Raw genomic sequence first — 15,364 nt, forward strand, 5'->3', positions numbered from 1 at the left:
ATGGCCGAGCCCTTCCGGCTGCAGCCCTCGCTTTGGCACGCCACCGCCCCGGCGGCAGCCGAGACGCCGCCGCTCGCGAGCGATGTCCGGGCCGATGTCTGCGTCGTCGGCGCCGGCTATGCCGGCCTCTCGACCGCGCTGCACCTGGCAGAGGCCGGCGTCTCGGTCGTCGTGCTGGAAGCGCGCGAGCCTGGCTGGGGCGCGTCTGGCCGCAATGGCGGGCAGGTCATCCCCGGCATCAAATACGACCCCTCCGAGATCGTCTCCAAATACGGCGCTGAGGCGGGCGAGGCGCTGGTCTCCTTCGTCGCTTCCACGGCTGATCTCGTCTTCGGGCTGATCGAAAAGCACGCCATGGAGGTGCCGCATCGCCGCGCCGGCTGGATCCAGGGTGCCCATACGCCGGCCATGGTCGAGACGGTGAAGCGCCGCGCCGAGCAGTGGGGTGCGCGCGGCGTTGCCGCCCGCTTCCTCGACGCCGACACCGTCGGCCGGCTGATCGGCACTGACCGCTATCTTGGCGGCTGGCTCGATCCGCGCGGCGGCGGCGTCCAGCCGCTCGCCTATGCCCGCGGCCTCGCCCGGGTGGCACTGAAAGCCGGCGCCGCGATCCATGGCCAGAGCCCGGTGACAGGACTGCGCCGCGATGGCGGCAACTGGGTCGTTCGTACCGCTCAGGGCGCCAGCGTCACCGCGCCGCGCGTGGTGGTCGCGACCAATGGCTACACCGGCGACCTGATTCCGAAACTGCGCCAGACGGTGATCCGGCCGAACTCCTTCATCGTCGCGACCGAGCCGCTCTCCGACAATCTCGCCGGCACGATCCTGCCCGAGGGGCAGGTCACCTCCGACACCCGGCAACTCCTGCTCTACTTCCGCAAGGACCACACCAACCGCCTGCTGATGGGTGGCCGCGGTCCCTTCCGCGAGCCGCGTGACGCCGCCGACTGGGCCCATCTCGAACGCGTCATCGGCAAGATGTATCCGCAGGCCAAGGGTCTCAGCTTCGATTATCGTTGGTGCGGCCGCGTCGCACTCACGCGCGATTTCCTGCCGCATCTGCACGAGCCGGAGCCCGGCCTGCTTGTCGACATCGGCTGCATGGGCCGCGGCGTCGGCCTGCAGACGGCGATGGGCAAGGCCATGGCCGAGTATCTGCACAGCGGTGACAGGACGTGCCTGCCTTTCCCGGTCGTGCCGATCACGCCGCTGCCGCTGCACGCGCTGAACGAACTCTATGTCTCGGCGATCATCGCCTGGTACCGGCTGACCGATGGCGGCATGAAGGATCGTGCCGCTTGACCAGCGTCCGTTCCTGACGCACGGCGAGGGCATGAGCATCGTCCTCGCCTGCGATCTCGGCGGCACCTCCTTCCGCGCCGCCCTCGTCGATGACACCGGCGCCATCCGCGCCCAGCACGCCATTGCCGGGCCGGTGAGCCGCGACGACCGTTCGGGTGGCTCCGAGATCGAGCCGGATGCCTGGTGGCGCCTGCTGGTCGAGGCCTGTGCCGGACTGGCAGCCGGGGAGCCGGTGCTGTTCGATGCGATCGAGGCTTTCGCGATCTGCGGCGTCACCCGTACGCAGATCTTTCTCGACAGGGATGGCCGGTCGCTGCGTCCGGCGATGACCTGGAAGGATACGCGCGCCGACGCGTTCGCGGCTGGCTTGCGCGAGCTCGACCCGGCTCATCCCGAGAACGCCGCGGTCAACGCCTTCCATCCGCTCGCCCGCCTCGCCTGGCTGCGCGAGCAGGAGTTTGAGGTCTTCGATAGGCTCGCCTGCCTGCTCGAGCCGAAGGACTATCTGAATTTCCGCCTGACCGGCCGGCAGGCGAGCGACCCCGTCTCGATGGCGCGCTTGCTGGCCGCTGCAAGCCCGCATGAAGGTCGCGATTTGCTGGGCGCGGCCGGCATTCCGGCTTCGATCCTGCCGGAGATGCTGGAGCCCTGGGATGAGGTCGGTCCAATCCAGCATGGCTTGCCCGCCCCGCTCGATCGCCTCGCCGGCAAGCCGGTGTTCTGTGCTTCGAATGATACCTGGGCGGCGGTGGTCGGCCTCGGCGCCATGCGCGATGGCTTCGCCTACAATATCTCCGGCACCACCGAGGTGCTCGGCGTGGTCGGTCGCGAGCCGGCGCAGGCGGAAGGATTGCTCACCGTCGACTGGCGCGGCCTGTTCCAGCTCGGTGGCCCTAGCCAGACCGGCGCCGACACCGTCTCCTGGCTGCTGGCGCTGCTTGGACGCGAAGGTGCAGCGGTCGGGCAGGAGATCGATGCGGTGCTTTCCGGCCCGCGCCATTCCCAGCCACTGCTCTTCCTGCCCTATCTCCAGGGCGAGCGGGTGCCCTATTGGGACCCATCCTTGCGCGGTGCGCTCGTCGGCTTGAATCGCCGGCACGGGCCGACCGATCTCGCCTACGCGGTGCTGGAGGGTGTCGCCTGCCTCAACCGGGTCGTGCTTGAGCGGGCCGAAACTGCGCTTGGCCGGGAAGCGACCGAAATTCGCTTCGGCGGCGGCGCTGCGGCCAATCCGATCTGGGCTCAGATCAAGGCCGATCTCTGCGGCCGGCCGGTCGTGGTCGCCGCGTCGAAGGAGCCGGGTCTGCTCGGCGCGGCGATCATCGCTTTCGCCGGGCTTGGCCATTTCGACTCTCTCGCCGAGGCGCAGCAGGCGCTCGTCACGGCCGCGCATCGGTTCGAGCCCGATCCGGCGCGCAAGCCGGCCTATGATGCGCTGTTCGCCCTGTTCCGTAGAGCCGAAGCGGCGCTGGCGCCGATCTCGCGCGATCTCGTCTCTGCCGCGCAGGGGGACGGGCCGCTGGCCGGCCTCGCGCGCCATGCGTCTGCAGCCACGAAGCTGCACGCCGATTGACGTTGCGGCTGAGGCGCTTGCGCCTTACCCAGATGGAACAAGTCTCCAGAGAGAGGTCCATGCCGCGTTCCTGCCGCGTCGCGTTTCGTCTCGTCCCAGTCGTCGGCAAGGCCGGCTGATGCCGAAGCCCGTCACTCTGATCACTGGCGCTTCCGGCGGCATTGGCGGCGCGCTCGCGATGACGTTGGCTCCGGCGCACAGGCTCGTCCTCTCCGGGCTGGAGGCGAGCCCGTTGGTCGAACTGGCGGAGCGGCTGCAGGCCGAGGGAGCCGACGTCGTAGCTATGACCGGCGATGTCCGCGATCGTGATCTCGCTGGCGCGCTGGTCGAGCTTGCGGTCGAACGTTTCGGCCGGCTCGACAATCTCGTCACCGGGGCCGGTGCCTCGCGGCCAGTGCCGATGGTCGAGATGGAGGACGAGGAGTGGGACAAGCTCGTCGACATCAACCTCTCCGCCGTCTTCCGCGTCTCCAAGGCCACAGCCAGGCAGATGATCGCGCAGGGCGAGGGCGGCGCCATCGTCCACATCTCCTCGATCGCCCATAGCAATGGCGGGGCGAACCTCGCCTATGGCTCGGCCAAGGGTGGTGTCGCGACGCTGACCTACGGCATGGCCCAGCAGCTCGGCCGCCATGCCATCCGCGTCAATGCGGTCGCGCCGGGGATCATTGACACGCCGATGGTGCGCGGCGGCTTCGCCAGTCAGTTCAACGCATTGGTCGAGGGCGCCTCGCAGCGCACCCCGCTTGGCCGCCTCGGCCGTCCCGAGGATGTCGCCGGCGTCATCGCTTTCCTGCTCTCGCCGGCCGCGGCCTTCGTCACCGGCGCGCTGATCCCGGTCACCGGCGGCATCGAGATCCTCTCGCCGATCTCGGCGATTGCCAAGGGAACAACCTGACGATGCGCGAGATCATCGGCCGCTACGGCACCGCGCTCGCCGGCCTTGCCCTGATCATCTTCTTCGTCGCCTTCGCGCCGAACTTCGCGACGACGATGAACATCGTCAACGTGCTGAAGGATACGAGCTTCCTCGCCATCCTGGCGCTGGGCTTCGCGCTCGCCTTCACCGTCGCCGAACTCGACCTCTCGATCGCCGAGATGGCGAGCCTTTCCGCCGTCGTCTGCGGCTGGCTGGTGCAGCTTCAGTATCCGCCGCTGGTCGCGGTCCTGGCGGCGCTGTCGGTCGGCGCGCTGCTCGGCGGGCTCAATGGCTATGGCGTCACCGTGCTGCGCATTCCCTCGCTGATCATGACGCTCGGCACGGCCGCGATCGCCAAGGGCTTCGCCTTCATGATCACGCAGGGCGTCGCCTTCGTCGGCCGCTGGCCGGTGAGCTTCACCGGGCTGGCGCGCGGCTACACCTTCGGCATCCCCAATCTCGTGCTCTGGCTCACGGGCGTCACCCTCTTCGCCTGGGGGCTGGTGAAATGGACCCGCACCGGCGCCCATATGGTCGCGACCGGCGAAGCGGACGAGGCCGCCCGGCTCTCCGGCATCGCCACCGCCAGGATGAAGCGCATCGGCTTGCTGTTGTCGGGCATCCTTGCGGCAATCACCGCGGTGCTGCTCGCCGCCAACCTGTCCTCGGCCGCGCCGAACATGGCGGGCGATTACCTGCTCTACGCCATCGCCGCCGTGCTGCTGGGGATGACCATGTTCGAGCCCGGCAAGCCCAATATCCCCGGTACCGTCTTCGCGGCGCTGGTGCTGAAGGTGCTCGGCAACGGCTTGGTGCTGCTCGGCGCACCCTATTACGTTCAGGACATCGTGCTCGGCGCCATCATCATCGGCTCGGTCGCCTTCTCGGCCAGCGTGATGAAGAAAGCGGCGTTCAAGGTCTGAGAGCTCACAACGATAACAAGGGGAGAGGTTGTCATGGTCGGTTTGAAGAGAGTTGTGCTGGCGGCGGTTGCCGTCATCGGCCTCGGGCAGGGGGCGCAGGCTTTCGAGCTCGGCGTGATCGGTTTCCAGTTCTCGTCGGAAACGCATGCCCGAGTCGCCAACGCCGCGACGGCTGCCGCCAAGGCCAAGGGCTGGAACGTCACGCTGCTGAACTCGGAAGGCGCGCTGCCCAAGCATGCCGAGCAGTTCGACGCGCTGATCGCCAAAAAGGTCGACGCGATCATCATCGCCATGGGCAAGCCGGTCGAGGCCGACGCCCAATTCAAGGCGGCCAAGGACGCCAAGATCCCGGTGATCACCGTGCAGTCGGGTTCGAGCCCGCACGCGCTCTTCGATATCCAGACCAATGAGTACAAAGTCGGAGCCGAAGCTGCGCTCTATCTGCTCGGCCAGCTCGGCTATCAGGGCAACATCGTCACCGCCCGCTTCGACCTCAACGTCGCCTCGCGCATCCGCGGCAAGTTGCTCGACAACGTGCTCTCCGAGAACCAGGGCGTGAAGGAGCTCGGCAAGTTCTCGATGGCCCGCACTCAGAGCTGGCGCGACGATGTCCGCGCCGGCATGCAGGCGCTGCTCTTGCAGAACCAGGGCAAGATCAACGGCATCTGGGCCTCGTTCGACGGCCAGGCCTATATCATCGACGACCTCCTGCAGGCTCAAGGCGTGAAGAAGGGCCAGATTCCGCTGGTCTCGGTCGATGGCGGCAAGGAGACCTATGCCCGCATCGCCGACCCGGCCTCGACCTTCATGGCCACAGTCTCGATCCCGTTCGAGGAGATGGGCAAGCAGGCAGTCGACGCGATCCAGGTGATCGTCGTCGAGAAGAAGCCGAAGGAGACCATCGCCGCCGGCCCCTACCTCTTCACCGACGCCGTGCTGGTCGACAAGAACAACGTCCAGCAGTTCCTGAAGTAAGGGGCGAAGCGGCCACCATGACGTCATGGTCGGGCTTGTCCCGACCATCCACGTCTTCGTTGGTCGAAGTCCGTGTTCAAGACGTGGATGCTCGCCACAAGGGCGAGCATGACAGGCAGTGCTTCCGGAGCCAGCTGCGATGACCGCCACCCCAATCCTCTCGCTTCGTGGCATCGGCAAGGCTTACGGCCCGGTCGTGGCGGTGCGCGAGGTCGATCTCGATATCTTTGACGGCGAGGTCGTCGCCATCTGCGGCGATAACGGGGCCGGCAAGTCGAGTCTGATCAAGGTGGTCTCCGGCGCCGAGGAAGCGACTTCGGGCACGCTCCAGATGCGCGGCAAGGAGGTCGTCTTCGCCTCGCCGCATGATGCGCTGAGCCATGGCGTCGCGACGATCTATCAGGATCTGGCGCTGGCGCCGCGGCTCTCGATCGCTCAGAACGTCTTCATGGGCTCGGAATTGACGAGGCCCATGCTGCTGCCCTTCCTGCGCGTCCTCGACAAGAAGAGGATGGCGCAGGAGGCGCGCGGCTTCCTCAAGCAGCTCTCGGTCACCGTCGAGGACATGGATCGCCCGGTCGAACGGCTCTCCGGCGGCCAGCGCCAGGCCGTGGCGATCTCCCGCGCCCTGCGCTGGAAAGCCGAGATCATCATCATGGACGAGCCGACGGCGGCGCTCGGCGTTAAGGAGACGGCACTCGTTCTCGACCTGATCCGCAAGCTCAAGGCCGATGGCCGGACGGTGCTGCTGATCAGCCACAATATGCGCGACGTCGTCGCGCTCGCCGACCGGGTGGTGATCATGGGTGCCGGCCGAAAGTACGTCGACCGGCCGCTTGGCGATCTCACCGCCGACGATCTCAGCCACATGATCATGGCCGGCAACGCCAGGGCGGCCTGAGTGTCGGTTTGCGAATTCGTGATGGCGGTCTGCGACTGGCGTTCTTCTGCGCTTCGGTGCTCACGTACTTGGAGTACGCTGCGCTCCGATGCTCGAAAAACACCAGTCTCGCCACGCCCTGACGAATTCTCAAACGGACACTGACATGGCGCGCGAAGCGATTGTCATCGACACCGACCCGGGCCAGGACGATGCCGTCGCCCTGCTGCTTGCCTTCGCCAGCCCCGAGCTCGACCTCAAGGCGATCACCACCGTCGCCGGCAATGTCCCGCTGGCGCTGACCACCGCCAATGCGCTGCGCATCCGCGAGCTCGCCGGGCGCGAGGATGTGCCGGTCCATGCCGGGGCAGATCGGCCGCTGATCTTTCCGCTCTCGACCGCCGAATTCGTCTGCGGACCCGATGGGCTGGCCGGCGCCGATCTGCCGCCGGCGCGTGGTGAGGTTGACCCTGCCCATGCCGTCGAGGCACTGATCGCCATCCTGCGTGCCGCGCCCGACGACAGCGTCACGCTCTGTCCGCTCGGGCCGCTGACCAATCTCGCGCTCGCCTTCCGGCTGGCGCCGGACGTCCTGCCGAAGGTGAAGCGCATCGTGCTGATGGGCGGGGCGCTGGCGCTCGGCAACATCACCCCGGCAGCCGAGTTCAACATCCATGTCGATCCGCATGCCGCCGCGATCGTCTTCGGCTGCGGCCGGCCGATCGTGATGTTCGGCTTGGGCGTCACCCATCAGGCGATCGCCTCGCATGAACAGGTTGCGCGCCTGCTCTCGTTCGGCAATGCGGCCGGCAAGGCGGTGCACGGCATGCTGACGCGTCCGCGCCCAGGCGGGCTCGGCACCGCTGGCCACCCCATGCACGACCCCTGCGTGGTCACCTTCCTGCTCTGGCCGGAACTCTTTTCGGGGCGCGACTGTTGTGTCGAGGTCGAGACCGGCGACGGTCCCTTGCGGGGCCGAACCACGATCGACTGGAACGGCCGGCTCAAGCGGCCAGCCAATGCCCATGTCGTCGCGAGCGTCGAGGCGGAGGCGCTGTTCCAGCGCCTGTTCGACCGGCTCGCGACGTTGCCGTGATTGGAGAACGCGATGGCCCATTTCGTCGAGGAGCTGCAGCTCGAGGCCGAGCGCGCGATTCTGGCGATGCAGACGGCCGCGCTCGCCGCCCGCCAGCTCCATGCCCGCGCCGAACTGATGCGCCATATGCTGACCACCGCCCGCAAGGTCGCCGGCAAGCCGAAGGCCGAGGCGGTCGAGACGGTGGTGCGCGAATGGATGGACGCCTGGAACCTCGGCCGCCAGGACTGGCCGCACATCGCCCGCGAGATGGAGGCTTTTACCGCCGCCTTCCACGACTATGCCAACGAACCCGGCGATACGAACGACGCGGCGCTGCGCCGAGCCTGCGATGCGCTCGATGCGGTTCTCGCCCGCGAGAACACCTCGATCAGCGACCAGATGGCTTTCCGCTCGCAATGCGCCCATCGCTGGTGGGAGTTGGTCGTGCCGGTGCCATCCGATCTGCCGGATGCGAAGCCGCGCCCTTCGGTGCCGCCGCTTGATGGGCAGGCGCCGTTCTGGCAGTCCGGTTGCGCCGAATTTTGCCGCTGAGGGCCGGCTGATGACGTCGATCCAGCTGACGCTTCGCCCTTCCGCCCTCTCAGATGCAGATGCCTGCCAAAAGCTTTCGGCCGCAGTCGGCTGGTCGCATCGCCGCGAGGATTGGGAGTTCGCGCTTTCGCTCGGGCAAGGCTTTACCCTGTCGATCGAGGACGAGGTCGTCGGTGTCGGGCTATGGTGGGGTTTTGGCGCGACCCATGCCACGCTCGGCACCATCATTGTCGCGCCCGATCGACAAGGTCAGGGCATCGGCAAGCTGCTGACCGAGCGGCTGATCGCGGTGACGGAAGGGCGAACGCTCGGTCTCGTCGCCACGCCGCAGGGCGAGCCGCTCTATGCCCGCTACGGCTTCATCGCCATCGACGAAGTCCGCCAGCACCAGGGCGACTGGCCGGAACTGGCCGCGCCGGTCCTCGCTGCCAATGAGGTCATGCGTCCGGCCGTTGCCGCCGATCTCCCGCTGCTGGCACAGCTCGATCACGAGGCGACGGGATTGCCACGCGCGCCGGTCCTCGAAGCTCTGCTGGCCCGCGGCCATGCCATCCTGATCGAGCGCGCCGGCGCACCCGCCGGCTTCGGCTTCCTGCGCCGGCATGGCCATGGCTGGCTGATCGGCCCGGTCGTGGCCGTCGACGATGCCGCCGCCTGCAATCTGATCGCCGCGCTGCTCGCCGCCCGCCGTGGCGATTTCGTTCGCATCGACGTGCCGGCCCGCACCGGCCTCGGTGCCTGGCTCGGCGAATGCGGCCTGCCGCTCATCGCCTCCGGCGCGGTGATGGAGCGCGGGGCTGCGCCGGTCGCGCCCGGGCCGGCGCATCGCTTCGCCCTCGTCAACCAGGCCATGGGCTGATCAGCATCGCTGCGGCGCGCAGGGTTTGCGCCTGCAGTCCGCTCCAGCCGTGCCAGATGGTGTAAAGCCCGACAAGTACGATCAGCACGCCGGAGACATACGGCGCCCGCGCCGCGACGGTCGACAGCCAGTTGGAGCGCTTCGCAACGGCCCGCAGGCTGAGCGAGGCGGCGACGCCGACCGCAACCAGCGTTATCGCAAGCCCGATCGAGAAGCACAGAACAAGCACGGCGCCGAGCGCGATCTCGCGCAATTGCATGCAGATCAGGAGCACTGTGATCGCCGCGGGGCAGGGGATCAGCCCGCCGGTCAGTCCGAACAGCGCGATTTGCCAGGTCGTCACCGGCCGGTCGGCGAAGCGCTTCCGGATGTCCTGCGCATGGGCGCGCTGATGCGCGTCCATTGGCTCGTCGTCGGTGTCGCCGCGATCGTGACCGCGGCCGTGCGAGTGACCATGAGCATGGGAATGCCCGTTGCTGTGGCCATGACCGTGGGAGTGGCCGTGACTATGCCCATGGCTGTGATGCCCATGACCGGCCGGGCGTAGCGCACGCTGCTCGCGCCAGGTCCGCCACAGCATCCAGAGCGCGATCGCGATGATCAGCACGCCGGAGGCGAGCTGGAACCAGGGCTCGGTCGCCTCGGCATTGAAGTCGCGCGTCAGATAGAGGCCGGCGAGCACCACGCCCCAGACGACGAGCGTGTGCGAGAGCGTCGCGGCGAGGCCAAGCAGCAGCGCCTGCAGCACCGAGCCGCGGATGGCGACGATGAAGGCCGCCATCATCGTCTTGGAATGGCCGGGTTCGAGCCCGTGCAAAGCACCGAGCAGGATCGCGCTTGGAATGAACAGCCAGGCATGGCCGGCGCCTTGCGCCAGCAACTCGGTGAAGCTTGGCACGATTTGGTGCTCCGGATCCGGAACGGACCGTGCGCTGCCGTGCCGTCCGGCCTTGCCGGAGCTGGTCGGGGGCGCCCGTCTCGTCCTCGCCCGCCCGATCGCCGGGATGCGCCCGGTCTTGCGCCGGCGCCTGCCTGATCGGGTGCCGCTTGCTCAGCGGATGCCTCGATCTATAACCTCCCCGGGAGGATAGGATCAAGATGCAAGGAGCGGGGAATGCAGGACGAGGAACACGCCCGGATCCACCATCATCGGCATCCCGAGATCATCACGCGGCTGAAGCGGGCCGAGGGGCATCTGCGCTCGACCATCGAGATGGTCGCCAATGTCCGCTCCTGCCTGGAGATCGCCCAGCAATTGCAGGCCGTCGAAGGCGCGATCGCCAATGCCCGCAAGATCCTGATCCAGGAGCATATCGGCCATTGCCTGGAAGAGGCGGCCGGCAGCCTCCCGGATGAGGCGCGCGGGCTGCTGGCGGAGTTCAAGGCGATGACTAAATTCCTCTGAACGCCGGTTCACGAATGGCGGGGTTGTCGAAGCGGCGCTGGCCGTTCGGCTTTGCGTCGCGCAAGATCGCTCCTGAAACGATTTAAGCCTGTATCCCGAGGGAGGAATGATGCTCGACGATCTCAAGGGGCTGCGCGCCCTGGTTACCGGCTCCAGCACCGGCATCGGCGCCGGCGTGGCGAAGGCCTATGCGGCGCATGGCATGCGCGTCGTGGTGCACTACAAGTCGAGCGAGGCCGAGGCCAACGCCGTCGCCGCCGAGATCAAGGCAGCCGGCGGCGAGGCCCATGTGCTGCAAGCCGATGTCGCCGACAGCAAGCAGGCGGTCGATCTCGTCAACAAGGCGGCCGACAGGCTCGGCGGGCTCGACGTGCTCGTCAACAATGCTGGCGCGTTGGTGAAGCGCACGCCGATCGCCGAGATCGAGGACGAGTTCTTCGACAGCGTCGTCGATCTCAACGTCCGCTCGGTGGTGATGGCCTCCAAGGCGGCGCTGCCCTATCTGAAGAAATCCGGCGGCAAGTCGAGCGTGATCAATCTGAGTTCGATCGCCGCGCGTAATGGCGGTGGGCCCGGCTCCTCGCTCTATGCCAGCTCCAAGGCCTTCGTGCTCAACCTGACCCGCGGCATGGCCAAGGAGTTCGTGCCCTTTGGCATCCGCGTCAACGGCGTCTCGCCCGGCGTGATCATGACGCCCTTCCACGAGCGCTATTCGACGGCCGAGCAGATCGAGGCGATGCGCAAGACGGTTCCGATGGAGCGTGTGGGCACGCCGCAGGACAATGTCGGCGTCTTCCTCTTCCTCGCCAGCCCGGCGATGAGCGGCTACATCACCGGCCAGACCATCGAGGTCAATGGCGGCCAGTACATGGTCTGAGCGTCACTGTGGCTTCGGCGTCCTTGACGTGGCGGGCGGCGCACCAGCATGGTCTGGGCGCCGCTCCGAAGCTGGGTAGTCGATGATGCCGATCCGCCGCAAGGACCTGCCGATGCCGGCCGCCCGACGGGTCTGCGCAGTCGTGTTTGCGACGATGTTCGTCGCCGGTTGTGCCGGCGACGTGCAGGGTGTGCTCAAGCCGGTCGCCTCGACCGTGCCGGGCACCAGCAAGGTCACCATGCTGGTGGCGACGACGCGCGCGGCCGATCCGGATGCTGGCGTGCTGTATTCCGGCGAGCGCGGCAAGCCGTCCTTTGCCGAGATGACGATCTCCTTGCCGCCGGACAGCCGCCGCAAGGCCGGCGAGGTGCAGTGGCCGAGCCGTTTGCCAGGCAACCCCGAGACCGATTTCGTCACGCTCAAGGTCGACAAGCTCGATGCGAAGACCGGATTGGCGCGCCTGCACGATCGCGTCTCGCGCGTGCCGAAGCGCCGCGTCATGGTCTTTGTCCACGGCTTCAACAACCGCTTCGAGGACGCGGTCTACCGCTTCGCCCAGATCGTCCACGATTCGGACGCCAATGTCGTGCCGGTGCTGTTCACCTGGCCCTCGCGCGGCTCGCTCTTCGCCTATGGCTATGACCGCGAGAGCGCGACCTATTCGCGCAACGCGTTGGAGGAGCTGCTGCAGGGGCTGGCGCGCGACCCGGCTGTCGGCGAGGTCTCGCTGCTGGCTCATTCGATGGGCAACTGGGTCGCGCTCGAGGCCTTGACACAGATGGCGGTGCGCAATCGCGGCATCCCGCCGAAGATCGCCAATGTCATGCTCGCCTCGCCCGATGTCGATGCCGACGTCTTCCGTACCCAGATCGCGGAGATGAAGGGGCGGCGGCCGAAATTCACCCTGTTCGTCTCGCAGGACGATCGCGCGCTTGCCGTCTCGCGCCGGGTCTGGGGCGGCAAGGATCGCCTCGGTGCCGTCGACCCCGATGTCGAGCCCTATAAGAGCGAGTTCGAGGCGGACAAGATCACGGTTCTGAATCTCACCAAGCTGCGCACCGGCGACAAGCTCAATCATGGCAAGTTCGCCGAGAGCCCGGAGGTAGTGAAACTGATCGGCACGCGCCTCGTCGACGGCCAGCCGATCACCGATTCCCGTGTTGGCCTCGGCGAGCGGCTGATCGAGGTGACTGGCAGCGCCGCCGCAGCGGTCGGCACCGCAGCAGGCATCGTCGTCACTGCCCCGATCGCAGTGGTCGATCCAACCGCTCGCCGCCATCTTGGTGACCGGGTCGAGCATCTCGGGAATAATATTCAGGACACCGGCGCCGCGGTCGGCGATACCGTGACCACGCCGTTCCAGAAACCCGTCGGGCAGCCTTGAACGGCTACCTTACCGGCTGAACCGCACCGGCACCGAGAGCGAGATCGCTCCGCCCCCGCCGACGCCCGCAGGCGGCGCCGGTACCGGGCTGGCACGGCGGATCATCGCCGCTGCCTCGGCGTCCAGCGCGGAATCGCCCGACGAGCCGACGACGCGCGAGGACAGCACATTGCCGCTGCGGTCGATCGCGAACGCGACCTGGACCGTGCCCGGGCTCGCCCCGCCGGGGAAGCGCTTGTAGCGATTGAGATGCGCGATCAGCGAGCCGCGCCAGGACGCGGTCGAGACCGTCGGCTGACTGGCCGTGCCCTGCGCGGCGCTGCTGGGCGCCGCGGCGCGCTGCTCCGACGGCTTCGGCGCCACGGCCTCCTTGGCCCGCTGCTCGACCGGCTTGCGCTCGACGACCTTGGGCTTCGGCTTGGGCTTTTCCTTTTTCTCGACGACCTTCGGTTCCGGCTTCTTCTCCACCGGCTTCAGCTCTGGCGGAGGCGGCAGCAATACGGCGTCGAGCTTCGGTGTCTGCGGCAGCTCCGGCAGCTTGATCTCCGGCTGCTCGACCGGGGTCGGCTCGGGGATCGGTTCCGGCTCCGGCTCTGGGGGCGGCGTCTCCTTCACCGGCTCGGGCGGCGGCGGTTCCGGCTCGGCCCGCTCCGGCGCGATCGGCAGGTTCTCCGGCGGCGCCTCGGGCGCGACCGAGAGCGCGGCGAGCTCGATCATCACGGCCGGTTCCGGCGCGCCGGCAGCGGCTTCCGACAGTCGCCAGTTCACGCCGACCCAGGCGAGGCCGCCATGGGCGGCAGCGACGGCGACCGCAGCGACGCCCCAGCGCAGCGCAGCGAGCCAGCGGCGGTCCGGTGCGGAGGCGATCATGGCTTGCCCGCTCCGGGCGCGGCGCTCTGGCCGGTATCCTCGAGCCCGACCAGCGCGATCTTGAGATAGCCGGCCTGGCGCAGCCTGTTCATGACCTCCATCAGCTCACGATAGGCCACGGCCCCGTCGGCGCGCAGGAAGACGCGCTGTTCGCGATCATTGCCGGTCTGGCGGTCGAGCATCGCCTGCAATTGCTCGCGCGGCACGGTGTCGTTGCCGAGGGCGAGTGAGAGGTCCTGCTTCACGGTCAGGAAGACCGGCTTGTCCGGTCGCGGCTGCGGCTGGGCATTGGAGACCGGCAGGTCGACCGCGACATCGACGGTCGAGAGCGGCGCTGCCACCATGAAGATGATCAGCAGCACCAGGATCACGTCGATGAACGGCGTGACGTTGATCTCGCTGACTTCACCGAGATCGCCGTCCTGCGCCTCCTTGAGCGAAACCGCCATTGCTCACTCCGCCGGAACGCGCGGCATCGCGGCCGGCTGGGCCGGGACGGCATGCAGATTGGCGCGGACCTGCTGCGCGGCCTGGCGGCGCAGCCGCTCGAGATCACGCGAGAGATGGCGCAGCACTTCGCCGGAGGCGTCCGAGAGCGTGGCACGATAGCCGGCGATGGCGCGGGCGAAGACGTTGTAGATGATCACGGCCGGGATCGCGGCGACGAGGCCGATCGCAGTCGCGAGCAGCGCCTCGGCAATGCCGGGGGCGACGACGGCGAGGTTGGTCGTCTTCGACTGGCTGATGCCGATGAACGAGTTCATGATGCCCCAGACCGTGCCGAACAGGCCGACGAAGGGGGCGGTCGAGCCGATGGTAGCGAGCAGGCCGGTGCCGCGCGCCATGCTGCGGCCGGCGCGAGCCTCGATCCGCGACAATGCGATCGCCGCACGTTCCTTGATGCCGTCCTCGCCAAGATCATGGGAGCGCTCGCGCTCGCTCTGGGCGGCGCCAACCAGCTCCGCGACAGTGCCGCGCGCTTGGCCCTTGCGGCCAGCGATCGCTCGCGCCGCCTCGTCCAGGCTGATCGATTCTTCCAGTCGGCGCACCGCCCGCTGCGCCCGCGTCTTGGCGGCGGCGAGTTCGAGCGCCTTGGCGAGCCAGATCGTCCAGGTCACCAACGAAGCGAAGGCGAGGCCGAGCATCACCGCCTTCACGACGATGTCGGCCGCCATGAACATGCCCCAGGGCGACAGGTCATGCGGCAGCGTGGCCTGCCCTGCGACAGGTATGGGGGCCGCAGAAGGAGCGGTTGCAGGCATAGCGGTCTGCGGGGCGCCGGCTCCCGGAGCGGCTAGGGTCGGCGCAACAGGTGCTGGCGCAGCGGTGCTCGGAGAAGCCGGTGCTGTCTGACCGGTTGGAGCGGGGGCGGCGGGCGTGGGATTCGCAGCAGGCGCTGGCACCGCGCCGCCATGTGCACCCGACGGGCTCGTCTGCTGCGCCGGGGCCGTCTCGGCAGGGGTGGTCTGGGCGAGAGCGACGAGGCTCGCCACGGGGGTGGCGGCAATGGCCGTCGCAAGCAGGACTGTGCCGATCAAACGCTGCATCGAATTAAGGTCCGTGGTCTTTGGGCGCTCCTCCTTGGCGGGAGCGCTTTCGGAACGGAGCCGCGTCCGTTGAAGCGGCTACCGATGACCACGGGAGGCAGCCCTGACGGGCATTGCCTCCGCGATCGTCTCCAGCAGTTAAACCAGAGCGAATTGGTTAGCAAATACAATAGTTTATACGTATTCTAAAGTAAGGCTTCCGCCGCTCTTGGCCCGGAAC

The 15,364-nt window shown here is 67.8% G+C and carries 16 protein-coding genes; 12 read left to right on the forward strand and 4 right to left on the reverse strand.

Annotation, left to right across the window (positions count from 1 at the left end):
* The 9 genes from AC07O0_RS17445 to AC07O0_RS17485 all read left to right on the forward strand — a co-directional run bounded on the left by AC07O0_RS17445 (position 1) and on the right by AC07O0_RS17485 (position 9,061).
* A complete protein-coding gene (locus tag AC07O0_RS17445; RefSeq protein ID WP_494624945.1) occupies positions 1-1,302 on the forward strand; it encodes an NAD(P)/FAD-dependent oxidoreductase in 1,302 nt (433 codons plus the stop codon).
* Positions 1,292-2,875, forward strand: coding sequence for a xylulokinase (locus AC07O0_RS17450; RefSeq protein WP_494624946.1), 1,584 nt, complete (start codon positions 1,292-1,294; stop codon positions 2,873-2,875). The genes AC07O0_RS17445 and AC07O0_RS17450 overlap by 11 nt, the downstream gene beginning before the upstream one ends.
* 118 nt (positions 2,876-2,993) lie before the next feature.
* Complete coding sequence (locus AC07O0_RS17455; protein ID WP_494624947.1) at positions 2,994-3,773, forward strand: SDR family NAD(P)-dependent oxidoreductase; 780 nt, start codon at positions 2,994-2,996, stop codon at positions 3,771-3,773.
* 2 nt (positions 3,774-3,775) lie between these two features.
* Positions 3,776-4,717 carry an ABC transporter permease gene (locus AC07O0_RS17460; protein WP_494624948.1) on the forward strand — a complete coding sequence of 314 codons (942 nt, stop codon included), beginning with the start codon at positions 3,776-3,778 and terminating at the stop codon, positions 4,715-4,717.
* 33 nt (positions 4,718-4,750) lie between these two features.
* Positions 4,751-5,692, forward strand: coding sequence for a sugar ABC transporter substrate-binding protein (locus AC07O0_RS17465; protein ID WP_494624949.1), 942 nt, complete (start codon positions 4,751-4,753; stop codon positions 5,690-5,692).
* Positions 5,693-5,831: 139 nt separating this feature from the next.
* On the forward strand, positions 5,832-6,593 hold the full coding sequence (locus tag AC07O0_RS17470) for an ATP-binding cassette domain-containing protein (RefSeq protein WP_494624950.1): 762 nt from the start codon (positions 5,832-5,834) through the stop codon (positions 6,591-6,593).
* 145 nt (positions 6,594-6,738) lie between these two features.
* A complete protein-coding gene (locus tag AC07O0_RS17475; protein WP_494624951.1) occupies positions 6,739-7,668 on the forward strand; it encodes a nucleoside hydrolase in 930 nt (309 codons plus the stop codon).
* 12 nt (positions 7,669-7,680) lie between these two features.
* Positions 7,681-8,202 (forward strand): hypothetical protein, encoded by a 522-nt coding sequence (locus AC07O0_RS17480; RefSeq protein ID WP_494624952.1) that lies wholly within the window; start codon positions 7,681-7,683, stop codon positions 8,200-8,202.
* Positions 8,203-8,212: 10 nt separating this feature from the next.
* A complete protein-coding gene (locus AC07O0_RS17485) occupies positions 8,213-9,061 on the forward strand; it encodes a GNAT family N-acetyltransferase (protein WP_494624953.1) in 849 nt (282 codons plus the stop codon).
* Here AC07O0_RS17485 and AC07O0_RS17490 read toward each other — a convergent pair.
* Positions 9,042-9,959 (reverse strand): nickel/cobalt efflux transporter, encoded by a 918-nt coding sequence (locus AC07O0_RS17490; RefSeq protein WP_494624954.1) that lies wholly within the window; start codon positions 9,957-9,959, stop codon positions 9,042-9,044. The genes AC07O0_RS17485 and AC07O0_RS17490 overlap by 20 nt on opposite strands.
* 216 nt (positions 9,960-10,175) lie before the next feature.
* On the opposite strand from AC07O0_RS17490, the gene AC07O0_RS17495 reads away from it, so the two are divergent.
* The 3 genes from AC07O0_RS17495 to AC07O0_RS17505 all read left to right on the forward strand — a co-directional run bounded on the left by AC07O0_RS17495 (position 10,176) and on the right by AC07O0_RS17505 (position 12,727).
* Complete coding sequence (locus AC07O0_RS17495) at positions 10,176-10,466, forward strand: metal-sensing transcriptional repressor (protein ID WP_152015884.1); 291 nt, start codon at positions 10,176-10,178, stop codon at positions 10,464-10,466.
* Positions 10,467-10,575: 109 nt separating this feature from the next.
* Positions 10,576-11,343 carry an SDR family NAD(P)-dependent oxidoreductase gene (locus AC07O0_RS17500; RefSeq protein ID WP_494624955.1) on the forward strand — a complete coding sequence of 256 codons (768 nt, stop codon included), beginning with the start codon at positions 10,576-10,578 and terminating at the stop codon, positions 11,341-11,343.
* An 85-nt stretch (positions 11,344-11,428) separates the two neighbouring features.
* Entirely contained in the window at positions 11,429-12,727 is a 1,299-nt protein-coding gene (locus tag AC07O0_RS17505) for an alpha/beta hydrolase (protein WP_494624956.1), read from the forward strand.
* A gap of 9 nt (positions 12,728-12,736) precedes the next feature.
* Here the strand turns inward: AC07O0_RS17505 and AC07O0_RS17510 are convergent, their stop codons facing one another.
* From AC07O0_RS17510 to exbB, 3 genes are read right to left on the reverse strand one after another with little or no spacing between them, the layout of a single operon-like run.
* Complete coding sequence (locus AC07O0_RS17510; protein ID WP_494624957.1) at positions 12,737-13,597, reverse strand: energy transducer TonB; 861 nt, start codon at positions 13,595-13,597, stop codon at positions 12,737-12,739.
* Positions 13,594-14,046, reverse strand: coding sequence for a TonB system transport protein ExbD (gene exbD, locus AC07O0_RS17515; RefSeq protein ID WP_494624958.1), 453 nt, complete (start codon positions 14,044-14,046; stop codon positions 13,594-13,596). The genes AC07O0_RS17510 and exbD overlap by 4 nt, the downstream gene beginning before the upstream one ends.
* Positions 14,047-14,049: 3 nt before the next feature.
* A complete protein-coding gene (exbB, locus tag AC07O0_RS17520) occupies positions 14,050-14,859 on the reverse strand; it encodes a tonB-system energizer ExbB (RefSeq protein WP_494624959.1) in 810 nt (269 codons plus the stop codon).
* Positions 14,860-15,364 lie beyond the last annotated feature (505 nt).

This window comes from Allobosea sp. GW821-FHT10B12, from assembly GCF_059415545.1.